This is a genomic window from Saccharomonospora sp. (genome assembly GCF_027317685.1).
In the GTDB taxonomy this organism is placed as follows: Bacteria; Actinomycetota; Actinomycetes; order Mycobacteriales; family Pseudonocardiaceae; genus Saccharomonospora.
Window position 1 is genome coordinate 48,826 of record NZ_DAHVQP010000057.1, and the last position, 21,498, is coordinate 70,323.

Genomic DNA, 21,498 nt, shown 5'->3' on the forward strand with positions numbered 1-21,498 from the left:
CAGTAGTGCCTACTCGGCCGTTTGTTCAGTGAATCTTGTTCAGTGAAGCGGCCGAGCCGCCTTCGCCGCGACCGCCGCGGCGAAGGCAACCCCGCGCTCAGAGAATCGCCGAGTCCACCTGAAGCGGCAGTCCGACCAGTTCGTTCCCGCTTCGAGGCACGGGAACGTCGGCTATGGCCTCTTCGACCGTCGCGTGCAACGGCAACGCGTCGGCCAGGCCCACGGCCTCGACCGGTCTCCGGACCGCACGCTGAGTGGCGACCACCCGGAGGAGAACTCCCCTCCGCACGGCGACGTCCTGTGTGTCCAGCAGTAAAGCCAGTCCTGCCGACCCCAGGAACGTGACCTCGCTGAGGTCCACGATGAGGGGCTGGGTCGGCGACACGGCGTCCAGCGCCGTGTTCAGGTGTTCGGCGAGTTCGTCCCTCGTGCTGAGGTCGATCTCGCCGCTCACTGTGACAACAACACCTGCTTCTCCATAACACTCGGTGGTTAGGCCCAATAGTGAATTGGGTATTGCTAGTTCGGACACGGCACCTCCAGCGGTGTCCACATCAACCGATTGGTCGAAACTAAGTCCGGCCGTTGCCTACTCAACCGCCCGACTGCCCAAAGACTAGCCCGGACGGCGCAATGTGCAAAGGCCAAAAAACGCGGGGATTCCCTGAAGGAAGGATTCTCGCAACGCAAGGAGTGAGCTTTGGTGACACGAGTTCGGGACATCATGACCAGTGATCCGGCCATCGTCGAGACCAGCGAGACGGTGTCGCGGGCGGCTCGCAGAATGGCTTCCGAGGGAGTCGGCTCCCTCCCTATCGAGGGGGAGGACCACAAGCTTAAGGGTGTGCTCACCGACCGCGACATCGTGGTGAAAGTGCTGGCCGAGGGCAAGGATCCGGTGGCCATACACGCCGGTGAGCTGGCCCAGGACGACGTCGTTTCGGTGGGGCCGGACGAGGACGTCTCCGTGGCGTTGGAGAAGATGTCCCGGCATCGGCTGCGGCGTCTTCCCGTGGTTCAGGAGGAAGAATTGGTCGGTATCGTGGCTCAGGCCGACGCTGCTCGGGAACTGTCGGATGCCGATGTGGGGAACACGGTTGAGAACATCTCCCGTGACTGATCGGGTGAATTCTTCTGTTGTTTTCGTTGGCTTGGTGTTGAAATAGTCAGTGTCTAGATTGTCTGGCTGAGGTAGGTCGGTGGATTCGCGCGAAAGAGTTCGTCGAGGGTTCCCGCCGTGAAGATCTCGGTGTAGTGCAACGCGGTGTGAATATTATTCGTTTTCCCGCGATTATTATTCGTGAATATCGTTCGGTTCCACCGCCTGGGTCGCGTTCTCACCGGCCCAGGCGGTGGTATGCGAAGCCCGCCCGCGTCACGGTCTCGGTGTCGAGCAGGTTCCGGGTGTCCACGATCGTGGGGTGCTCGGTCAGCTCCGCCAACTGAGCCCAGTCGAGTGTCCGGAACTCCGGCCATTCCGTCAGCAGCACGAGACCGGCGGCGTCCTTCGCGACGAGCGTCGGATCGTCCACCACGTGCACCGGCCTCATGTCCGTCGTCCGGTTCACACCCGGGTCGTAACCGGTCAATACGGCACCCGCCTCGGCCAGCAGCGTGGCGACGGCCAGCGCCGGAGACTCCCGCACGTCGTCCGTGCCCGCCTTGAAAGCCAGCCCGAGCAGGCCCAGCCGCAGGCCGTGGAGCGAGCCGTTGGGGGAGCCCGTGACCGCTTCCCGCACTTTCTCCACCACTCGCTCGTGTTGCCGACGGTTGGCCGCCATCGCACCGGCCAGGACGGCGAAGTCCACCCCGGCCTGCCCGGCCGTGCGCAGCAGCGCGCGAGTGTCCTTCGGCAGGCAGGAACCTCCCCAACCGGGGCCGGGAGAGAGGAACGCCGACCCGATACGCGGGTCCAGGCGCATGGACTCGGCGACGTCGACGATGTCGGCACCCAGTCGTTCACAGAGTTCGGCCAGCACGTTCACGTAGGACACCTTCAGCGCGAGGAAGGCGTTACTGGCGTACTTCCCCAGTTCCGAGCTGGCCGGATCGGTACGCAGCACGGGCGCGGAGATCTCGTCGTAGAGCGCGGCCACCCGGTCGGCGGCCTCGTCCTCGGTCGCGCCGATCACGATGCGGTCGGGATGCAGGAAGTCGTAGGCGGCATGGCCCTCTCTGAGGAACTCGGGGTTACTGACCGCGGCCCGGCCCAGCGTGTGGGCCGTGCGCTCCGTGGTCCCGACCGGGACGGTCGATTTGATCACCACGACGCAATCGTGCCGGAGCACATCGGACAATGTCTCGACGGCGGCGTCGAAAGCCCGTAGGTCGGCCGTACCGTCGAAAGCCACCGGCGTCGGCACGCAGAGTAGGACGAGCTCGGCCGAGGCCAGTTCGGAGAGGTCGGTGGTGAACGCCAGGCAGCCGTCGGCGAGGCGTTCGGTCACCAGCTCGTCGAGGTCGGGTTCGGCGATGGGCACCTTGCCGCGACTGAGCAGAGCCACTTTGTCGGCGTCAATGTCCACGCCCGTCACTCGGTGGCCCAGGTGGGCCAGACAAGCGGCGCTGGTCAGTCCGACGTAACCCATACCGACGACACCGACCGTGAGCCTGTCCGCTCGTGCGGGTTCCCCCGGCCGGGCGGGGAGTCCGTGGTGCTGGTCCGACTGGTCCGACATGGAACACCTCCGACGAGCAGCGTCCGTGCCGCCTCGGTCACGGCAGGCACGGTGAGCCGCAGCAGTCCCGGGTCCGGGGTCTGCGCGTGTGGATCGCCGACCGTGCCCGCCCACAGCACCACGTGCTGCGGCCGTTCGGCGGGCGGTCCCCACCAGTCCGGTGAGGTCGGTCCGAACAGCAGGACCGACGGGGTCCCGAAAGCGGTGGCGAGGTGGCCGACGCCCGTGTCTCCGCAGACGACCAGTGAGGCACCGGCCACGAGTGTCGCCAGGCCCGCGAGGTCCTGGCCCACGAACACGGCCTCGTGGCCGAGTCCCGCCCTTTCGGCGACGTCGACGGCCAGCGGGCGTTCCGCCTCGCTGCCGGTGACGATGACGGGAGGGGCCGGGCCCACCGCAGCACTGACGTCGTCGGCGAGGGCTCGGGCGACGGCGGCGAACCGTTCCGGCGGCCAACGCCGGGCCGGGAAGGCCGCTCCGGGGTGGATCACCACCGCTCCCGGCGCGGGGCTCGGCTCGGGTGGGGGAGAGACCCACAGCTCTCCCGGGTCGACGGGGATGCCGTGGTAGGCCAACAACGCACCCCACCGCGCTACCTCGTGCAGGTCGTCCCTCCAAGCGGGGCCGTCGAGCCGAGGACGGTCCGGATGCCGGTGGGTGATGAGCCTTCCAGGGTCCGTGTCCAGCAGGTCGGCGATGCTCTGCGGACCCCTGCCGTGGAGGTTCACGGCGAGATCGGGACGGGGCAGCGCACCGTCGGCGGCGCTGCGCCGCAACGCGCCCAGTCTCGGAGTGGGAAGCAGGACATCCACGGCGTCGAGCAACCCCACCAGAGGAGCCAGCGGCGCGGGCGCGGCCAGCACGATCTCGTCGTCCGGCCGCGCCCTGCGCAGGGCGCGGAGCGCGGGCACGGAGGTCAGCAGGTCGCCGAGCCCGAGCGCGCGCAACACGAGTGTTACGGCCATGACCCCTCTTCGGAGTGGCAGACCACCATCTCCCTGACCTCGCAACCCACCGGTTGCCGCAGGGCGTGGAGGACGGCCTTGGCCACGTTCTCGGGCCGGTTGAGTTTCGCGTCCGGCGGAGGTTTGTACTGGTCGTCCCTGTCGTCGAAGAACGCGGTGTCCATGCCACCGGGTACCAGCAACGTGACACCGATCCGGCCCGCGGTCTCGGCGGCGAGCGCGCGGGTGAAACCGACGACACCGGCCTTGGACGCGCAGTACGCGGTGGCGTCGGACACCGAGCGCAGCCCCAGCGTGGAAGAACACGTCACCACGGTGCCGCGCGACTGTTCGAGGTAGGGCAGGGCGGCTCGCACGACGGCGGCGGTGCCCAGCAGGTTGACCTGCACGATGCGTTCCCACTCCTTGGTGGAGATCGTGTCCAGGCGGCCCGGGGTGTCGATGCCCGCGGCAGTGAACACGGCGTCGAGTCCACCCGCGCGTTCGGCCAGTTCACGCACGGCGCTCTCGGTGGCGGGGGTGTCGGCGAGGTCGGCGCACACGTAGTCCACCCGGGAGTCCATCTCGACCGCGGGAGGCTCCCTGTCGAGTACGAGCGGTGTGCCGCCCGCGTCGAGGACCTCCCGGACCGTCGCGGCGCCGAGCCCCGACGACCCGCCGCTGATCAGAACTTTCATCGTGCCTCCTTGTTCCCGGTTCCCGGTCGTTCACCGTTTTCCCTTTTCCCGCGACCGTCGTCCTCGGTCAGCGGTTCGCCTCCTGCAACAGCCGGGTGGTGGAGTAGCCGTCCACGGTCGGTACCAGCACCACCTCGCCGCCGTGGCGGCGCACCACCTCGGCCTCAGGAAGTTCCCCGCCCGCGTAGTCGCCTCCCTTGACCCACACGTCGGGCTGCAGCCGTTCCAGAACAGCGGACGGCGCCGACTCCTCGAACACCACCACTGCGTCTACACAGGACAGTTCGGCCAGCAGTCGGGCCCGGTCGGTGGCGGTGACGACCGGACGTCCGGGCCCTTTGAGCCGCCGCACGGAATCGTCGGAGTTGACACACACCACGAGCGCGTCGCCGAGTGCCCTCGCCTGCCGCAGCAGGCTCACGTGCCCGGCATGCAGCAGGTCGAAACAACCGCCCGTGGCGACGAGCCGCTCGCCACGTCTGCGTACGCGTTCGGCGAGGTCGAACGCCGAGTGCCCGGAGACGCCGGTGGCGTCGGGCTCGTTCCGGTGCGCGGTGTCTTGCACGGACAGAGCCGAGGCGCCGCCCGCGGCGACGAACCGGGAAGCCGTGTCCACCGCCGAGACGACGGCGTCGGTGATGTCGGCGCCGTCGGCCAACGCGGCGACGGCGGCACTGGCGAACCGGTCACCCGCGCCACAGGTGTCGAGCCTCTGGGCAGTGAGGGCCGCGCCGTCCGGCACCGGCACCGTGACGGGCGCGGCCGAGTCGGGGCCGGCCAACACGGCGCCTTTCGCTCCCAAGGTCACCGCCGTGGCGTGGCAGTGCCAGTCGCGCCGCACGAATTCGGCGGCCTTCGCGGCGTTGACACACCCACCGGACGCGGCCAGCGCCTCGCGTTCGTTCGGTGTCGCCACGGTCACCCCCGGGACCGGAGCGGGCCCGAGGGGATGCGGATCCCACACCACCGGCGTGTTCCCGGCGATCTCCGTCAACAGCCGTCGCAGCTCGGGATGCGCGGCCACGCCGCGACCGTAGTCGGACACCAGCACCGCCGCCGCGTCGTCGAGCACGCGTCGTACCCGCGCGGGCAGAGGGTCCTCGGCTGCGCGGCCGTATCCGGTGTCCAGCCGGGTGACGGACTGTCCCGAGGCCCGCACTCGGGTCTTGCGGACCGTCTCACCGTCCAACGGCAACCGCAGCACTTCGACGTCGCGGGCTAGCAGCGACGCGAGCCGGTGCCCGGTGGCATCGGTACCCAACGCCGTCACGAACACCACTTCCGGGGTGGTGCGGGTGGCGAGCAACGTTGCCGCGAGTCCCGCCCCACCGGGACGCACCCACTCGCCCTCGACATCCACCACGGGCACGGGCGCTTCCGGACACAGTCGCGTGGCGCTGCCCTCGATGTCCACGTCGAGCAACGCATCACCGATCACCACGAGCGGCTTCACGCGACCACTCCCAGCCTCCGGTCCAGCTGTGCGCACAGCGCGTGCACGACGACGAGGTGGATCTCCTGCACCGTGGCCACGTTGTCGGCGTCCACGGCGATGGCGTCGGTACACAGCGCCGTCAGTGGATTCGGGTCGGGCCCGGTCAACGCCCACGTCACCATGCCCAGCTCGTGGGCCATCTTCGCGGCGGTTACCACGTTCTGGCTACGTCCGCTCGTGGACAGTGCCACGAGGACGTCACCGGGACGGCCGTGTGCCCGCACCTGCCGGGCGTACAGTTCGTGCTCGCCGTAGTCGTTGACGATCGCCGTGGCCGCCGAGGTGTCGGCGTGCAGGGCGATGGCCGACAACGGTTGCCGATCGTGGTAGAACTTGCCCACCAGTTCGCCGGTGAGGTGTTGCGCCTCGGCCGCGCTTCCGCCGTTCCCGCACGCCAGTAGACGCCCGCCGCCGGTGAGCACGCCGGCGAGGTGATCGGCCCACGACTCGATCGTCGGCGCCGTGGCACGCATTCGATGCAGTGCATCGCTCAGTGCTCGGAAATGCTCTTCGATCACGACACACCTCCAGTAGTCGCCGCGCCGACGAGACCGCCGTCGCGTCCGGGGAGGAGCGCATCGACGGCCGCCACCACGTCCGCCGGGTCGATCGCCAGACACGGGTGTCCCGGCACGGGGCAATGACGTGCCCTGGTGTTCGCACACCGCGCGTGCTGGTCTCCCAGCACGACGCTGGGCACTCCGTAGGGCGCCCAACGGGCACTGGGCACCACGGGCGCGAATAAAGACACCACGGGGGTGCCTACGGCCGCGGCGAGATGGGCCGGGCCGGTATTGGGGGCGACCACCACGCGGGCGGCGGCCAGCACGGAGGCGAGCTCGGGCAGGGACGTGGCCCCACCGAGGTCGACGATCTCCGCCGCATCACCGCGCGCCGGACCCGTGGCCGGACCTGTGGCTTCGGCGGTGACCCGGGCGGTCAGTTCCCGTTCGTCGGGAGCACCCGTGACCACCACGCGGTGTCCCGCTTCGGCGAGTGCGGCCACGATGGCGGCGGTGCGTTCCGGGGTCGGCTGCCGTGCCGGGACCGACGCCGCCGGGTGCACGGCCACGAAGGGGGCCGGTCCGGTCAGTGCTCGGGTGTCGGGGAGTGGGCGGCGCACCGCGAGCGCGCCGTCGTCGCCGTCCGGCAAGGGGAAGCCGGCGGCGCGGGCCAGCGACAGCGCCCGCTCGGCTTCGGGCGGATCACCGTCGGCCCGAAGCCGAAGGTCGAGCAACGAACCGGGATAGTCGTCGCTGATCGCGCCGATCCACGGCACCCCCGCCAGCCGCAGCACCAACGCCAGCGGCAGCGGGGACTGGTGGAACGAGGTGAGAACGAGTGCCGCGTCGAGCCGCAGCTTCCGGACTCGCTCGACGAGTGCGCCGACGGACTCATCGGTGACCTCGGGCGGCTCCAGGTCGATCCAGGGAGCACACCACTCCACGACCTCGTCCACCCCGGGCAGCAGTTCCGCACCGACCCGTCCCCTCGGCCCCGCCAGCAGCACCACGTGCTCGGCCCGCGCTGCGACGGCGCGTACCGCCGGTCCCGCCAGCAGCACGTCGCCGATGTTGTCCAGCCGTGCGACGAGGACCCGGCCCGTCATGTCAGCTCCAACGCGACTCGCGCCGCCGCCGGAAGGTCCGGCGCGACGGTGGCGTACCGGCGGGCCATCTCGATCTCGTGGGGCAGGGTGCGGGCGGTCGGTACGAGGATCGCCCGAGCCCCCGCCGTCAGCGCTGCCTCCACATCGGACCCGATGTCACCGATGACGACGCAGCGCCGGACATCCACGCCCAGTTCCTCGGCGGCTCGCAACACCATGGCGGGACGGGGTTTGCGGCAGGGACAGTTCTCGTCGGGACCGTGTGGACACGACTGCCACGTCTGGAAGGGGCCGAGCAGCTCGTCCACCCGCCGGGTGACCGCACGTAGTTGATCCGGCGTGATGTGGCCCCGAGCGATGCCGGACTGATTGCTCACCACACCGAGGGGCACGCCCGCTTCCCGCAGCAGTGACAGGGCCTCGGCCGCCTTCGGCATCGGCCGCACCTTCTCGGGATCGGACAGGTACGGAACGTCTTCGATCAAAGTGTCGTCGCGGTCGAACAGCACCGCCCGACCCCGCCGCACCCGCCATTCGCCCAGCAACCGGTGTGCGCACGCGGTGGGCGGGATCACGGCGCTCGTGACGGCCATCCGCGCCACCTCCCGAGGCGTACGCGGCCCCGGTGCGATGCGGCGGGTGGCGAACTCGGCTGTCAGCCCCGCCCAGAGGCCACCGGCCAGTGCCGCCGCTTTCGGAATCCGGGCGGCGAGGGCGGTCAGCGCCGACGCGCCCGCGAGCGTGGCGAGCGCGTGTCTGCCGAGCCTGCCGTCACCTTCACCGGCCTCCGCCCGCCAACCGGCGCCGTGTTTGGCGCGCATCAACGCGTTGTCGGCGTTGCCACGCTGCCTGCGCACACTGGCGAAGAAATCACCGGACTTGGGCGGATGCGTGGTGACGCGCGTGCCCTCCACGATCCGCCAGCCCACGCGGCGGATACGCAGCGCCAGGTCGGCGTCCTCCCGATAGGCGCGGGGGAACCGTTCGTCGAAACCTCCCACCTCGACCAGCGCTCGGCGCCGGTAAGCCATGTCGGCGGTGATCCAGCGTGCCCTCGTCAGGGCGAGTGTGTCCCGCTCGTCGTCGGTGGGCCTACGGCTGCCGGGCAACGGCACGACGATCCGGGCCACCGAAGCCGCGACGTCGTCGTCGAGACCGGTGAGATCGTCGGCGAGCCGGGCGGGCCAGTCCTCACCGGGGACGACGTCGTCGTCGAGGAAGACGACCCAGTTGTCGGCCGCGGCTCGCCAGCCGACGTTGCGGGCGGCGGCCGGGCCACGACCGCCCGAGGTCAGCCTCCGCACGGGCACGTCGAGTTCCGGCAGGGGCAGGGGTTCGCGGCAGTGTGGGGCGGGCCGGTCGTCGACGACGACCACCTCGGTGGGTGCGGGACCACGGCCGTGCGCGAGCGCGTTCAGCAGTGTGGTCAGTTCGTCGCGTCCGGTCGTGGGGACGACGACGGTGTAGGACACGGTGTGGGATGGAGCGTCGCGGTCGGTGCCACTCACGGTGTCCACCCCTTTCGGCGGACGGCGAACGGTCCGATGGCGAGCAGGTCCACGGGTGCGGAGCCGAAGCACTCCAATGCGTCCCGTGGATCGTCCACCATGGGTCGGCCGGCGGTGTTGAGGCTGGTGTTCACCACGGTCGGCAGACCGGTCCTGCGCTCGAAAGCGGTGAGCATGTCCGCCAGTAGTGGGTCGTCGGCGCGATCGACGGTCTGAATCCGCGCGGTACCGTCCACATGCGTCACAGCTGGGATTCGGTCCTGCCACTGTGGGCAGACGTCGTGAACGAATAGCATGTAGGGGCTGGGAATCGGTCCACGGCTGAACAGCTCGGCGGCACGGTCGGCGAGCACCATCGGTGCCACGGGACGGAACTGTTCCCGGCCCTTCACGTCGTTGAGGCGTTCCAGGTTCTCCGCTCTACCGGGATGGGCGAGCAACGAGCGGCGGCCGAGCGCGCGCGGGCCGAACTCCGAACGACCCTGAAACCACGCCACGATCGCGTCGTCGGCCAGTGCCTCGGCCACGGTCTCGGCGATGTCGTCACACCGTTCGTAGGGCACGCGGGCGCGATCGAGCCAGGCTCTCAGTTCGCCCTCGTCCCAGCCGCGTCCGAGGTCGGCTCCCGGCATGGGTTCGACCGATTCACCGAAATCCGCGGCCAGTTGGAGCGCGGCCCCCAGAGCCGTTCCCGCGTCACCGGCGGCGGGCTGCACCCAAAGCCGCTCGAACGGGCCCTCGGCGTACAGGCGGGTGTTGGCCACGCAGTTGAGCGCCGTACCACCCGCCAGGGCCAGGTCGGTGTGCCCGGTACGTTCGTGCAGCCACCGCGCGAGGTCGAGCAACACTTCCTCGGTGACCCGCTGAACGCTTGCGGCCAGGTCGGCGTGTTCGGGAAGCAGCGAGTCGTCCTGGGAGCGGGGCGGTGCGAAACGGTCCCACGGCACGACAGCGGTCCGGAAACCGCCGTCGCCGGAGGCGAAGACCAGCTCCCGCAGCTCCTCCGTGAATCGGGGAGTGCCGTAGGAGGCGAGAGCCATCACTTTGTACTCGTCGCTGGAGCGTCGGAAACCCAGATGCGCCGTCGCGGCCTCGTAGGTCAAGCCGAGCGAGTGGGGCAGGCTCTGGTGGGCGAGCTCCACGAACTTGCCGTCGCGGTACTCGCCGAGCACCGCCGATTCGGACTCACCCCGGCCGTCGGAGGTGAGCACCGCGCAGTCACCGAACGGCGAGGCCAGCGCCGCGGACGCGGCGTGCGCGACGTGGTGCCGAACGAATCGGACGGCACCCGGAGCCAGCCCGGGGAACACCGTCTTCAAGAACTCGGGCACCCGTCGGGCGTACAGCGTGCGCAGTTTCTCCCAGCCTCCGGCGTCGACTCCGTCGAGCGTGTCGTCCACCAGCGTGGGGTCATAGGAGTAGGCCACCGCGTCGAGTTCGCTGGGATCGAGCCCGGCTTGTTCCAGGCACCAGGCCGCCGACTTCTCCGGCAATTCCCACGTCGAGAACGGAACGGGTGATTTTCCGTGTTTGCGGCGAGTGAACCGCTCTTCCTCGGCTGCGGCCACGATTCGACCGTCCACGATGATCGCGGCCGCGGGATCGTGGAAGACGGCGTTGATTCCGAGTATCCGCACTCGTGCCCACCTCCCGGATCGGGCATCGGTCGCCGGCGCGACCCGCACTACATCGCTACCCCTTGAAGCGACGCCTAAACGGATTCACGAAAAATCCCCAGGGCGTCGCTACTGACCGTGATGGAGAATCCGTGCTCTCCCGTGACCGGAGAACGGGCAGGACGATGCCGCTCTCACGACGTTCGGGAAGCCTGCGAAATCGGCGGAATCGATTTCGCGGAGTGGGCGAACCAAGTGACGGTGCGTTGTAGACCCTCTCGAAGGCTCACCCGAGGACTCCATCCGAGTTCGGTACGGGCGACGGTGATGTCGGGGCAACGCCGTCGGGGATCGTCGACCGCGCCGGGGATCGATGTCAACTCCGACGTGGTCCCCGTGACGTCCCGGATCTCCTCGGCCACTCGTCGCACCGTCATCTCGTGGGGATTGCCGATGTTCACGGGACCGGTGAGCCCACTGCGCCACAACGCGAGCAGCCCGGCCACGGTGTCGTCGACATAGCACACCGAACGGGTCTGCGTTCCCGTTCCCGCCACGGTGAGTGGTGCCCCGGACAGTGCCTGGGTGATGAAGTTCGGGATCATCCGGCCGTCGTCGGCGCGCATCCGTGGCCCGTAGGTGTTGAAGATGCGGGCGATCGCCACGTCCGCGCCCAGTTCCCGGTGGTAGGCCATGGTGAGCGCTTCGGCGTAGCGCTTGGCCTCGTCGTACATGCTGCGCGGGCCGATCGGATTGACATTGCCCCGGTACGTCTCCCGCTGAGGGTGCTCCAGCGGGTCGCCGTACACCTCGCTCGTCGACGTCAACACGAATCGGGCGTCGTGCAGGACGGCGAATTCCAGTGTGTGTTCCGTTCCCCGAGAGCCCACGCGCAGCGTCTCGATCGGCAGGCGCTGGTAGTCCTTCGGCGAGGCCGGGGAGGCCAGGTTCAACACGGAACCGGGTGGCTCCAGTCCGGGCCATTCGCGAAGCGGGCGGGCGATATCGAATTCGACGAATCGGAAATGTGGATCTTCGAGGAGAGAAGACACATTGGTGATGTCCCCCGTCACCAGACTGTCCACACAGGTCACTCGATTTCCGGTGCTCAGAAGATGTTCGCAGACATGGGACCCGATGAATCCCGCACCACCGGCCACCAAAACGTGTTCATCCCGAGTAACCATGAGGCCTCGATTACCCTGCCGGTTCGGTGTGAAACGCTCCGGCGCCGGGTACTAGGGCCGACATGCGCGTGCTGGTGACCGGATGGCCGAGTTTCCTCCATGGGGAGGCGACGGCCGGTGATGTGCTGAGCATGCGTCGTGTCGGCGACGCACTCGTCAGCGCGGGCATCGCCGTGGACACCGCGTGGAGTCCGGCACTGTTCCCTGAAGCACTCCATCTCGACAGTGCCGACCCGGCGCACTACACCCACGTGGTCTTCGCGTGCGGGCCCGTGCACGGCGAACAGGTGGAGTGGCTGCATCGGCGTTATCCCACCTGCCGTCGGATCGCGGTCGGGGTGTCGGTGATCGATCCACGTAACGCCGCCGCGGCGGGTTTCCACCGCATCCTCGCCCGGGACGGACTGGGCGAGCCGCAGCCCGACCTGTCGTACGGCGCGTACACCGAACCGGTACCGGCCGCGGCGATCATGCTCGCGCCCGGGCAGCACGAGTACGGCGGTCGCCGCCGGCATGAACAGGTGCACAAGACATTGCTGAACTGGGTCACGGACCTCGACTGCGCGCGAGTGAACCTGGATACCCGGCTCGACACGGCCGATTGGCGGCACTGCGCCTCACCCGACCAGTTCTCCTCCCTGGTGGCTCGCTTCGACGTCGTGGTGACCACTCGTATGCACGGGCTGGTGCTCGCCCTGCGTTCCGGAGTGCCCGTGTTGGCGGTGGACCCGGTCGCGGGTGGCGGCAAGGTGACGGCGCAGGCGAACGCCCTCGGCTGGCCCGCCGTCATCCCCGCCGAGGAGGTGTGTCCGGAGATGCTCGACCACTGGTGGAGTTGGTGCCTGTCCGACAAGCCCTGGCGGTGCACGTCCCCGGGCGGCCGGGGAACGCTGGTCGCCGAGCTACTGGGTGAGGTGTTGCGATGAGGACGACGGTCGTGATCGCCACGAGGAACCGCGCGGACGACCTCGCCCGCACACTGACGAGGCTGTGTGAGCTGCGCCCGTCTCCTCGAATCATCGTGGCGGACAACGGTTCGCGCGACGACACGGCGAGACGGGTGCGCGACGAGTTCCCCGGTGTGCGGCTGATCCGCCTGCCCGAGAACGTGGGGATGGCCGCACGCAACCTCGGCGTGGAGGCCGCCGACACGCCGTACGTGGCGTTCTGCGACGACGACTCGTGGTGGGAGCAGGGCGCGTTGTCCCAGGCCGAGGTGCTGTTCGACGCCTACCCCCGATTGGGGCTCGTCGCCGCGACCACGCTCGTCGGTCCGGAGGCGCGGCGTGACCCCGTGTGCGACCTGATGGCCGACAGCCCCTTGGGGACGAGCCCGGACCTACCGGGGCCGGTGGTTCTGGGATTCCTGGCGTGTTCGGCGATCGTGAGGCGCAGCGCGTTCCTCGACGCGGGCGGGTTCAATCCGCTGCTGTACTTCGGTGCCGAGGAGAAACTGCTCGCCTACGACCTCGCCGCCAGGGGTTGGGGCCTGTGCTACGTCGACCGGTTGCGGGCATACCACCATCCGTCGTCGGTCCGGCCGCCCGCGGCGTGGCGGCGGCGGATCGAACGCCGCAACAACGCGCTCATCACGTGGATGCGGCGTCCGGTCGGTGACTGTGTACGAGCGGCCGGGGGCCTGCTGCGCGATCCGGTCGCGGCAGCGGGCGCGCTTCGCCGTCTGCCCCGCGCGTTGGGCGCCCGTCGCGCGCTTCCTCAGCACGTCGAGCAGCAGATCCAGGAGCTGGCATGAACCGTGTCACGGTCGTGGTGATCACTCATAACCGTCGGGACGAGGTGTTGCGGACGCTTGAGGCGATGACGTCCCTGCCCGACGCCGCGCCGATCGTGGTCGCCGACAACGCGTCGGCCGACGGCACCGCCGATGCGGTCGCCACCGTCTTCCCGCACGTGTCGCTGTTGCGCTGCGACCGCAATCTCGGCGCGCTCGCCCGGAACCTCGCGGTGCGGCAGGTCCGGACACCGTACGTGGCCTTCTGTGACGACGACACCCGCTGGCAGCCGGGTGCGCTCACTCGTGCGGCGGATCTGCTGGACACCTATCCCGGCCTCGCGTCGGTGACCGGCCGCTGCCTGGTGGAGCCCGACCTCGTCGAGGACCCCATCACCCCGGAGCTGCGGGACTCTCCCGTACGGGGACCGGACTGGTTGCCGGGGCCCGCGTTGCTCGGTGTCATGGCCGGTCTCACGACGTTCCGGGTCGAGGCGTTCCGCCAGGTCGGCGGGTTCTCCCCGCGAATGTGGCTCGGCGGTGAGGAGGAGCTGCTCGCCATCGACCTCGCCGCGCACGGCTGGTGGATGTGCTGGGACCCCGACATCGTGATCCACCACGCGCCGTCCCGCGTTCGGGATCCGCGGCGGCGCCGTCAACTCGGCATCCGCAACACGCTGTGGACGTTGTGGTTACGCCGACCCGCCCGATCGGCCGCGCGTCGCACCCTCGACATCCTCGGCTCGGCGCCGAAGGACGCCGCCACGCTCGGTGCGGTGGTGGAGGCGGTGCGAGGACTGCCGTGGGTGTTGTCGGAACGGCGGGTGGTTCCGGCGTCGGTGGAGGAGGGATTGCAGTCGTTGGAGGAGTCGCAGCGACACTCTCCCGCCCGCCGCTATGTCTCCTGAACGGTTGACGGTGCGGTCGACCGGGTAGGCCCGCATGCAGGACGAACGTCGTCGCAAAGGAGTGTGTCGATGACCGGCTTCTTCGGGGCCGACCCCGGTCCGAGTCCGTTCGATTCGTTGCTCGCCCAGTTCTTCGGCAACGCCATGCCGGGTCGGCGGCCACACGCGGCTGGGATCACGCGCCTGATGAGCGAGCAGGCGATCGCGCTGGTATCGGCGGCCGTCCGCCAGGTCGGGGAGTGGGGGCATCGGGAGCTGGACTCCACCCACCTGCTGTGGGCGGCGACCAGGGTGCCCGGGAGCCGGGAGCTGATCCAACGTGTAGGGGCCGATCCGGACGCGTTGGCCGAGCGGGTGGAGCGGGAGGCCGCGGAACGCCGCCAGGAAGCGCGGGGCACGCCCGTGCTCACGCCGGGGGCGAAACGCACCCTGCTGGACGCCCACCAGATCTCCCGCGGACTGCGGTCGTCCTACATCGGGCCGGAACACATACTGCTGGCGCTGGTGGCCAACCCCGATTCCAGAGCGGGGCTGATGCTGAACGAGGCGGGTGTGACACCCGAGACGATGCGGCAGGCGATCTCCGGGCCGACGAGTCCGCCGAACGCCGTTCGGGACGGAGGCCAGCAACCGCAGACCAGCCAGACCCCCACTCTGGACGAGTACGGACGTGACCTCACCGCGATGGCGCACAACGGTGAGATCGACCCTGTGGTGGGCCGGGACGACGAGATCGAACAGACCGTCGAGGTGCTGTCCCGACGCACCAAGAACAACCCGGTGCTGATCGGAGAGGCCGGGGTGGGGAAAACCGCCATCGTGGAGGGGCTCGCGCAGCGCATCGTGGACGGCCAGGTGCCCGAGTCGATGGTCGACCGGCGCGTGGTGCAGCTCGACATCGCCGCCATGGTGGCGGGTACGCGTTACCGCGGTGACTTCGAGGAACGCATGACGAAACTGCTCGACGAGCTGCGCAAGAACCAGGGCAAGCTCGTCGTGTTCATCGACGAGTTACACACGGTGGTCGGTGCGGGCGCCTCGGAGGGGTCGATGGGAGCGAGTAACATGCTCAAGCCCGCGTTGGCGAGGGGAGAGCTGCACATCGTCGGTGCGACGACGTTGGACGAGTACCGCGAGAACATCGAGAACGACCCGGCGTTCGAACGTCGGTTCCAGCCCATTCTGGTGCCCGAGCCGAACGTGGAGGACACGGTCGCGATCCTGCGCGGGCTGCGGGACCAGTACGAGGCCCACCATCAGGTGCGGTTCACGGACGAGGCGCTGAACGCGGCCGCCACACTCTCCGACCGCTACATCAGCGACCGGTACCTGCCCGACAAGGCCATCGACCTCATCGACCAGGCGGGGGCTCGGGTGCGGATGCGCACGGGCCGCTGGTCGGAGCGGGTGCGCGAGATGGAGGCCCGGCTGGAACAGCTGTGCCGCGACAGGGACCAGGCCGTGAGCGAGGAACACTACGAACGTGCTTCGGCGCTACGGGACGAGATCCAGGACCTGCGCAGCCGGATCGACGAGGAACGCAAGGACGACCGCCCGCTCGAGTCACCCGACGTCACTCCCACCGACATCGCCGAAGTGGTGTCCCGCAGCACCGGGATTCCCGTGACACAGCTGACGCGGGAGGAACGTGAGCGGCTGTTGCGTCTGGAGGAACACCTGCACGGCCGTGTGGTGGGGCAGGACGAAGCGGTGGTCGCCGTGGCCGAGGCCGTGCGCAGAGCCCGGACCGGGCTCGCGGAACCGGATCGGCCGTCGGGGAGTTTCCTGTTCCTCGGACCGACGGGGGTCGGTAAGACCGAGTTGGCGAGGGCGCTGGCCGAGGCGTTGTTCGGCAGCGAGGACAGCATGGTGCGCCTCGACATGTCCGAGTACGGTGAGCGGCACACGGTGAGCAGGCTCGTCGGGGCACCTCCCGGTTACGTGGGCTACGAGGAGGCCGGCCAGTTGACCGAGGCCGTGCGCAGGAGGCCGTACTCGGTGGTTCTGCTCGATGAGATCGAGAAGGCCCACCCGGACGTGTTCAACATGTTGTTGCAGGTGTTGGACGACGGGCGGCTCACCGACGGGCGTGGCCGCACGGTCGACTTCACCAACACCGTGCTCATCATGACCAGCAACATCGGTTCCGAGCTCGTGTTGAGCGGAACGCAGGGCGGCCTCGGCTTCGCCCCGCAGGACGCAAGCGATACGGAACGGCCTCTGCGGGAACGGCTCATGCGCAAACTGCGGGAGAACTTCCGCCCCGAGTTCCTCAACCGCATCGACGAGATCATCGTGTTCCGCAAGCTGTCGCCCGAGCAACTGGAGCAGGTCACGACGTTGCTGCTCGGGGAGACCAAGCGTAAGGCGCACGCGCAGGGCGTGACCGTGGACTTCGCGCCGGAGGCGGTGCGGTGGCTGTCGGAGGCGGGTTACCAGCCCGAGTACGGGGCGCGGCCCCTGCGGCGCACCATCCAGCGCGAGGTCGACAACGTGTTGTCGAAGAAGCTGCTCGAAGGCGAGATCGGTTCGGGCACGGATGTCGCCGTGACGGTGCGGGACGGACGGCTCGCCTTCGACGTCGCCGCCCCGGCCGCCCCGCTCGGCTACTGAGCCCGGATACCGACCTCGGCGATTGGGTGGCGATCGGATGGCTACCGCTTCGGCGGTAGCCATCGTTTCTGCAGCTGCTCCGCCGTCTCCGCTGTCAGCCCGTTTCCTCGCCGCTGACGACGGCCGCGGGCACCGTGCGTTCGTAGACCCGATAGGTGTCCGCGGCGATGCGGTCCCACGAGTACCGGCAACGGGCCCGGTCGGCTCCCGCGATGCCGTAGGCGTCCCGCAAAGCGGCGTCGGAGAGCAGTTTGCGCACGGCCGTGGCCAGGGCGTCGGGACGGCGCGGTGGCACATGCGTGCCCGTCACTCCGTCCACGACCGTGTCGGTCAGCCCTCCGACCGCGGTCGCCACCACGGGCACGCCACAGGCCATCGCCTCCAGGGGAACGATCCCGAACGGTTCGTACCACGGGGTGCACACCACGACGTCGGCGGAACGCAGCAAGGGCGGCATGTCCGTCCGCGCGATCTGGCCCGTCAAGTGCACCCGGTCGTCCACGCCGAGTTCGGCGGCGAACCGCAGTAGTCGCCGGGCCTCCGGGTCCTCGGCGAGCCTGCCTTCCTTGGGACCGCCCGCGATGACCAGTTCGGTCTCGGGCAGGGAGCGCAGTGCCGCGATGACGACATCGAAACCCTTGCGCGGCACCAGCCTGCCCACCGAGACGATGCGGTACCGGCTACCTCGCGGCTGCCTGGCGCCCGAAGGCGTGAAGCGGGTCAGGTCGACACCGCACGGCACCACGGACATCCGGGACCGTGGCAGGCCCATCCGCACGAGTTCGAAGACCTCGTCGGCGCACGTCGCCGCGATCCGGGCCGCGTGTCGCCCGATGAGTCGCTCCAGCCCGATCCGCTCGGAGGGGCTCGTGTCGTGTGCGCCTTGGTAGCGACGCTTCACCACTCCGAGAGCGTGGAACGTCTGCACCACGGGGATCTCCACGGGGCGAGCCGCCATCAACGCGGCCAGGCCGGACATCCAGAAGTGCGCGTGTACCACGTCCGGCCGGTCGAGTTCCCAGCGTTCGCGCAGGAAACGGGTGAACTCGCCCATGTACGGCAGGAGTTCGTCCTTCGGCACGTGGTGGGCGGGGCCCGCGGGCACGTGCACCACGCGGTAACCGCCGGGCATGGTGAGTTCCTCGGGCTGGCCGGGGTTGTCGCGCCGGGTGTAGACGGTCACCTCGTGCCCGGCCTTGGCCAGGCCCGTGGACAGTTCGGCGACGTGCACGTTCTGGCCGCCCGCGTCGACCTCGCCCAACGCTGCCAACGGACTGGCGTGCTCGGACACCATCGAGATCTTCATCGTGCCTCCCTGTGCAGGTTCAGGACGAAAGCGCGGCGAGCAGGGTGTCCCAGCGATGCAGGAACGCGTCGAGCCCGAACCGTGTCAGCGCGTGTTCACGGGCCGACTTACCTACGCGGGTGGCCAGTTCGGGGTCGGTGCAGAACGTGCGCACCGCCGAGGCGAGTTCGACGACGTCGGTGGACACCACCCCCGCGTCACGCGGGACCGCCGTCGCGGCCTCCGCGGACGCCACCGCTACGACGGGCATTCCGAGGTGCATGGCCTCCACCAAGGACAGGCCCAACGAGGTCCATCGGGCCGTGTGCACGTACACGCGCCTGCGGGCCATGTCGGTGTGCAGCGCGTCGTGGGACAGGTCGCCGATCGGGGTCACGGCTTCGACGGTGACGGCGTCGACGCCGATGCCGTAGAGGTCGATCGGCGCGGCTTGGGCGAACGTGGACAACAGGTCGGTGCCCACGATCCGGTCCCGTCGTACGGGTTCGTTGATGAGTACGGCCGCGTGCGGCAGTTCACCGGTGTAGCGGTGACCGGGGTCGGTGATGCCGTGGTCGATGACCACCGTGGGAGCGATCCCGTTGTCCCACATCAACTCGTTGTAGTGGGTGACGTGGACGAGCACGATGTCATCCTGGTCGGCCATCGGGTGGCGAGAGTTCACCGCGTGACCGCGGGGCGTGTTGTGTTCCACGTAGACGGCGGGCAGGTCGATGCCGGGCCGTCTGCCGAGCCACTCCTCCGCCAGGTCGATCTCCTCGGGCCGCTGCAATACCACGGCGTCGATGTCCACCTCGCGCAGTTCGTCGGGGCGGACCTCCACGGCCGAGTCGGGCCATGGGCGTCCACACCTACCCCGGCCCCACGGCCCACGATCGTCCATAGTGGGCAGAAAGTAGGTGTGCTCCCCTTGGACGAACGAGTTCGTCCAAGAACCGTGGACATGCCACACGAGCAGCTTCATGTCACCGAAGTTGCCCGAAGCCGTGCTCGGCTAAACCGGAGACAACGCCGTTGGTCGCGAGTCAATCACTCGCTGTCGAAGAAAAAGCAGACGCTGTCACGGTGTGTGCCTGTCTTCGCGATACGGAATGAGGCTGAGGAACAGTCCCAGTAATGCCGTCACCCCGTACATCACCACGTTCGCGATCCTCACGTTGGCGAGGTTGCCCAAGGAGGACATGGTGGCCGCGAAGATGCTGTAGGCGAAGAATCCGGTGAATGCCAGGAAACTGAGCCACCCGAAAGCTCGTAAGGTTCTGTCGTTGCGAGTCGCCGTCAGCGCGAGCACACCCACCAGGAGGTACCCCAGGTTGAGCACGGTGCTCGTGCCGAAGATCCAGAATCCCCGCGAGGAGTCCGCCCCCATGCCCTGGCCGCTGGCGGCGAACCCGGTGATGCCGAGCCCCAGGTACCACAGTCCCACCACCACTACCACGATGCGGGCCGTGTTTATCTTCAGACGCGGTGCTTGGGAGATTCTCATGCCTCACCCGCCTTGGGACGACGCGGCTCGTCGCTGTCGCCGCGTGGAGTGCTCGCCGCTATCTCGCCATCCGGCGTGCGGCTTGCTTGGCGAAGTCGATATGGACGACGCGGTCCACGCCCCGCTGCGGGTCGAACTCGTACCGCCATGCCGACAGCGAGTCGGTGACCGTGTCCAGCATTCGCCAGCCGAATGAATGTCGGCTGGGAATGCCGTCCGTGACTGTCGTGGTGGATGCCTCCACTCGAAGGGTTCCGAACGCGACGGACAGCCGACAGGTCAACATCGCCCCCGGCACGGACGCGCGAACAAGACTCGCGCACGCCTCGTCGACGGCGAGGACGAGGTCGGTCACCTCGTCGGGATCGAACCCTTCTTGCTCGGCGACGCTTTGGGCGATCATGCGGACCATGACCAAGTGCCGGGCGACGGCGGGAACACGTAGTTCCACCGGCCCGCGGCACGTCGGCCCCAGCCAATCCACCAGTTCACGTCTTTTCATGATGTGGCGGGAATACCCAGCGCGGGCATGTCCACACTCACCCGAGTGGAAGTCCTGACCCGGACGTGCCGCCCGCCGACTCGCCGATCGGCCCGGCCGAGTGAGGGCCGAGTGAGGTTTGTGCCGGTCCTCGGCGGGGCACACGGTGACCACCGTCGAACGGCCACTGGCGCGGGAGTGCCGTGAGTGCACGACGAATGGGAGGAAGCCGTGGTGTACGACGAACGACGTGAGACCCTGGGCCAGCGCTCGGTGGCGGAGCTCGTCAACGACCTTTCCGCACAGACGAGCAGGCTCGTCAGGAACGAGATGAAGCTGGCGCGTGCCGAGATGCAGACCAAGGGCAAGCGGTTCGGTCTCGGCGCGGGGATGGCCGGGGCAGCCGGGTTCATCGCCCTTTTCGCTTTGGGGGTTCTTGTCGCGGCAGCCGTGCTGGCTCTGGCTCTCGTGCTGCCGGCGTGGGCTGCGGCGCTCCTGGTCGGTGGCGCGTTGCTGGTATTCGCCGGCCTGCTGGCTCTCGTGGGGAGAGCCCAGGTTCGCCAGGGATCGCCGCCCATACCGAGAGAGGCCGTCGAGAGTGTGCGCACCGACATCGACACCGTGAAGGAGAGGATGCGGCAATGAGCACGTCGAGCACGTCGGACGAGTCGGACGAGTCGGACAATGCCTTTCCGCAGACGGTGGAGCAGGCGCGCACCGATATCGAGCTGACCAGGCAGGAACTCGGCGAGACCGCGAGAGAACTGGTACAGCGCCTCAACGTGGGGTATCGAGCCAAGGAAGAGTTCCAGGACCGGTCGCAGGAAGCGTTACGGGTATTGCGAGCCAACCCGGTCGCGGTCTCCGCGGGCGGCGGTGTCATCGCACTGCTACTCGGCAGCCTGCTCACGTGGAAGCTGAAGCGATGAAGGCGATGAAGGCGGAGTGATGAAGGCAAGGCGATGAAGGCGCTGTATCGGCCGCTCAGCCTGATGGTCAGCGTGGGTGGTGGCCTGCTGGCGAGTGCCGTGTTCCGGCAGGTGTGGCGACGGGCCACCGGGGAGAAGAAACCTCCCAAGGCCACCGATCGTACGTTCACGGCCTGGCAGGTCGTGGCGGCTGCGGCGGCTCAGGGCGCGATCATGGGCGCGGTGAAGGCGGCTGTGGACCGCGCGGGTGCCGCGAGCTACGAGAAGGTGATCGGTGCCTGGCCGGGTAAGAAAGAAGAGGACTAGCC

22 protein-coding genes are annotated in these 21,498 nt (G+C 68.8%); 8 read left to right on the forward strand and 14 right to left on the reverse strand.

Translation table 11 applies throughout. The features are described from left to right. Positions 1-97 precede the first annotated feature (97 nt). Positions 98-553, reverse strand: a complete 456-nt coding sequence (locus tag M7H19_RS07115) for an STAS domain-containing protein (RefSeq protein ID WP_363321341.1) — start codon at positions 551-553, stop codon at positions 98-100. A gap of 150 nt (positions 554-703) precedes the next feature. Between M7H19_RS07115 and M7H19_RS07120 the strand changes: the two genes are divergently transcribed. After that, entirely contained in the window at positions 704-1,120 is a 417-nt protein-coding gene (locus tag M7H19_RS07120; RefSeq protein ID WP_298178635.1) for a CBS domain-containing protein, read from the forward strand. Between the two features lie 217 nt (positions 1,121-1,337). Here M7H19_RS07120 and M7H19_RS07125 read toward each other — a convergent pair whose 3' ends face one another. From M7H19_RS07125 to M7H19_RS07165, 9 genes are all read right to left on the reverse strand, one after another. After that, entirely contained in the window at positions 1,338-2,588 is a 1,251-nt protein-coding gene (locus tag M7H19_RS07125; RefSeq protein WP_298178522.1) for a UDP-glucose/GDP-mannose dehydrogenase family protein, read from the reverse strand. Continuing rightward, positions 2,570-3,643 (reverse strand): glycosyltransferase family 9 protein, encoded by a 1,074-nt coding sequence (locus M7H19_RS07130; RefSeq protein WP_298178525.1) that lies wholly within the window; start codon positions 3,641-3,643, stop codon positions 2,570-2,572. Before M7H19_RS07130 ends, M7H19_RS07125 begins: the two co-directional genes overlap by 19 nt. Further along, positions 3,634-4,320: an SDR family NAD(P)-dependent oxidoreductase gene (locus M7H19_RS07135; protein WP_298178528.1), complete on the reverse strand. Its 687-nt coding sequence runs from the start codon at positions 4,318-4,320 to the stop codon at positions 3,634-3,636. The genes M7H19_RS07130 and M7H19_RS07135 overlap by 10 nt, the downstream gene beginning before the upstream one ends. 67 nt (positions 4,321-4,387) lie before the next feature. Beyond that, the gene (gene rfaE2 / locus M7H19_RS07140; RefSeq protein WP_298178531.1) at positions 4,388-5,773 is read right to left on the reverse strand and encodes a D-glycero-beta-D-manno-heptose 1-phosphate adenylyltransferase; all 1,386 of its coding nucleotides are present in this window, start codon (positions 5,771-5,773) and stop codon (positions 4,388-4,390) included. Next, on the reverse strand, positions 5,770-6,333 hold the full coding sequence (locus M7H19_RS07145; RefSeq protein ID WP_298178533.1) for an SIS domain-containing protein: 564 nt from the start codon (positions 6,331-6,333) through the stop codon (positions 5,770-5,772). Before M7H19_RS07145 ends, rfaE2 begins: the two co-directional genes overlap by 4 nt. Next, positions 6,330-7,424 carry a glycosyltransferase family 9 protein gene (locus M7H19_RS07150; RefSeq protein ID WP_298178536.1) on the reverse strand — a complete coding sequence of 365 codons (1,095 nt, stop codon included), beginning with the start codon at positions 7,422-7,424 and terminating at the stop codon, positions 6,330-6,332. Before M7H19_RS07150 ends, M7H19_RS07145 begins: the two co-directional genes overlap by 4 nt. Then, positions 7,421-8,932 carry an HAD-IIIA family hydrolase gene (locus M7H19_RS07155; protein WP_298178539.1) on the reverse strand — a complete coding sequence of 504 codons (1,512 nt, stop codon included), beginning with the start codon at positions 8,930-8,932 and terminating at the stop codon, positions 7,421-7,423. Before M7H19_RS07155 ends, M7H19_RS07150 begins: the two co-directional genes overlap by 4 nt. Then, positions 8,929-10,569 carry a carbamoyltransferase C-terminal domain-containing protein gene (locus M7H19_RS07160; RefSeq protein WP_298178542.1) on the reverse strand — a complete coding sequence of 547 codons (1,641 nt, stop codon included), beginning with the start codon at positions 10,567-10,569 and terminating at the stop codon, positions 8,929-8,931. The genes M7H19_RS07155 and M7H19_RS07160 overlap by 4 nt, the downstream gene beginning before the upstream one ends. A 173-nt stretch (positions 10,570-10,742) precedes the next feature. Next, positions 10,743-11,735, reverse strand: a complete 993-nt coding sequence (locus tag M7H19_RS07165) for an NAD-dependent epimerase/dehydratase family protein (protein ID WP_298178545.1) — start codon at positions 11,733-11,735, stop codon at positions 10,743-10,745. Between the two features lie 62 nt (positions 11,736-11,797). Here M7H19_RS07165 and M7H19_RS07170 point away from each other — a divergent pair, with 62 nt between their 5' ends. From M7H19_RS07170 to M7H19_RS07185, 4 genes are all read left to right on the forward strand, one after another. Continuing rightward, entirely contained in the window at positions 11,798-12,661 is an 864-nt protein-coding gene (locus M7H19_RS07170; RefSeq protein ID WP_298178547.1) for a polysaccharide pyruvyl transferase family protein, read from the forward strand. Beyond that, positions 12,658-13,488: a glycosyltransferase gene (locus M7H19_RS07175; protein ID WP_298178549.1), complete on the forward strand. Its 831-nt coding sequence runs from the start codon at positions 12,658-12,660 to the stop codon at positions 13,486-13,488. The genes M7H19_RS07170 and M7H19_RS07175 overlap by 4 nt, the downstream gene beginning before the upstream one ends. Next, positions 13,485-14,375, forward strand: coding sequence for a glycosyltransferase (locus M7H19_RS07180; RefSeq protein ID WP_298178552.1), 891 nt, complete (start codon positions 13,485-13,487; stop codon positions 14,373-14,375). Before M7H19_RS07175 ends, M7H19_RS07180 begins: the two co-directional genes overlap by 4 nt. A 69-nt stretch (positions 14,376-14,444) precedes the next feature. Further along, complete coding sequence (locus tag M7H19_RS07185) at positions 14,445-16,988, forward strand: ATP-dependent Clp protease ATP-binding subunit (RefSeq protein ID WP_298178555.1); 2,544 nt, start codon at positions 14,445-14,447, stop codon at positions 16,986-16,988. Positions 16,989-17,082: 94 nt separating this feature from the next. On the opposite strand, the gene M7H19_RS07190 is transcribed toward M7H19_RS07185, so the two are convergent. The 4 genes from M7H19_RS07190 to M7H19_RS07205 form a co-directional block, all read right to left on the reverse strand. Next, a complete protein-coding gene (locus M7H19_RS07190; protein ID WP_298178557.1) occupies positions 17,083-18,294 on the reverse strand; it encodes a glycosyltransferase in 1,212 nt (403 codons plus the stop codon). Positions 18,295-18,313: 19 nt separating this feature from the next. Then, a complete protein-coding gene (locus tag M7H19_RS07195; RefSeq protein ID WP_298178560.1) occupies positions 18,314-19,258 on the reverse strand; it encodes a glycosyltransferase in 945 nt (314 codons plus the stop codon). A gap of 96 nt (positions 19,259-19,354) precedes the next feature. Next, a complete protein-coding gene (locus M7H19_RS07200) occupies positions 19,355-19,780 on the reverse strand; it encodes a DUF4383 domain-containing protein (protein ID WP_298178563.1) in 426 nt (141 codons plus the stop codon). Positions 19,781-19,838: 58 nt separating this feature from the next. Next, positions 19,839-20,282 carry an ATP-binding protein gene (locus tag M7H19_RS07205; RefSeq protein WP_298178566.1) on the reverse strand — a complete coding sequence of 148 codons (444 nt, stop codon included), beginning with the start codon at positions 20,280-20,282 and terminating at the stop codon, positions 19,839-19,841. Between the two features lie 210 nt (positions 20,283-20,492). Between M7H19_RS07205 and M7H19_RS07210 the strand changes: the two genes are divergently transcribed. Genes M7H19_RS07210 through M7H19_RS07220 form a run of 3 tightly spaced genes read left to right on the forward strand, consistent with a single transcriptional unit; the run spans position 20,493 to position 21,496 of the window. Then, positions 20,493-20,906 (forward strand): phage holin family protein, encoded by a 414-nt coding sequence (locus M7H19_RS07210; RefSeq protein ID WP_298178638.1) that lies wholly within the window; start codon positions 20,493-20,495, stop codon positions 20,904-20,906. Next, the gene (locus M7H19_RS07215) at positions 20,903-21,190 is read left to right on the forward strand and encodes a DUF3618 domain-containing protein (protein ID WP_298178568.1); all 288 of its coding nucleotides are present in this window, start codon (positions 20,903-20,905) and stop codon (positions 21,188-21,190) included. The genes M7H19_RS07210 and M7H19_RS07215 overlap by 4 nt, the downstream gene beginning before the upstream one ends. A gap of 33 nt (positions 21,191-21,223) precedes the next feature. Continuing rightward, positions 21,224-21,496 (forward strand): DUF4235 domain-containing protein, encoded by a 273-nt coding sequence (locus M7H19_RS07220; protein ID WP_298178570.1) that lies wholly within the window; start codon positions 21,224-21,226, stop codon positions 21,494-21,496. Positions 21,497-21,498: the final 2 nt, after the last annotated feature.

Coding starts and splice junctions, on each gene's coding strand:
- M7H19_RS07125 (WP_298178522.1), bottom strand. CDS start 2,588: ATGGGTTACGTCGGACTGACCAGCGCCGCTTGTCTGGCCCACCTGGGC.
- M7H19_RS07130 (WP_298178525.1), bottom strand. CDS start 3,643: ATGGCCGTAACACTCGTGTTGCGCGCGCTCGGGCTCGGCGACCTGCTG.
- M7H19_RS07135 (WP_298178528.1), bottom strand. CDS start 4,320: ATGAAAGTTCTGATCAGCGGCGGGTCGTCGGGGCTCGGCGCCGCGACG.
- M7H19_RS07150 (WP_298178536.1), bottom strand. CDS start 7,424: ATGACGGGCCGGGTCCTCGTCGCACGGCTGGACAACATCGGCGACGTG.
- M7H19_RS07165 (WP_298178545.1), bottom strand. CDS start 11,735: ATGGTTACTCGGGATGAACACGTTTTGGTGGCCGGTGGTGCGGGATTC.
- M7H19_RS07170 (WP_298178547.1), top strand. CDS start 11,798: ATGCGCGTGCTGGTGACCGGATGGCCGAGTTTCCTCCATGGGGAGGCG.
- M7H19_RS07175 (WP_298178549.1), top strand. CDS start 12,658: ATGAGGACGACGGTCGTGATCGCCACGAGGAACCGCGCGGACGACCTC.
- M7H19_RS07180 (WP_298178552.1), top strand. CDS start 13,485: ATGAACCGTGTCACGGTCGTGGTGATCACTCATAACCGTCGGGACGAG.
- M7H19_RS07185 (WP_298178555.1), top strand. CDS start 14,445: ATGACCGGCTTCTTCGGGGCCGACCCCGGTCCGAGTCCGTTCGATTCG.
- M7H19_RS07190 (WP_298178557.1), bottom strand. CDS start 18,294: ATGAAGATCTCGATGGTGTCCGAGCACGCCAGTCCGTTGGCAGCGTTG.
- M7H19_RS07195 (WP_298178560.1), bottom strand. CDS start 19,258: ATGAAGCTGCTCGTGTGGCATGTCCACGGTTCTTGGACGAACTCGTTC.
- M7H19_RS07200 (WP_298178563.1), bottom strand. CDS start 19,780: ATGAGAATCTCCCAAGCACCGCGTCTGAAGATAAACACGGCCCGCATC.
- M7H19_RS07205 (WP_298178566.1), bottom strand. CDS start 20,282: ATGAAAAGACGTGAACTGGTGGATTGGCTGGGGCCGACGTGCCGCGGG.
- M7H19_RS07215 (WP_298178568.1), top strand. CDS start 20,903: ATGAGCACGTCGAGCACGTCGGACGAGTCGGACGAGTCGGACAATGCC.
- M7H19_RS07220 (WP_298178570.1), top strand. CDS start 21,224: ATGAAGGCGCTGTATCGGCCGCTCAGCCTGATGGTCAGCGTGGGTGGT.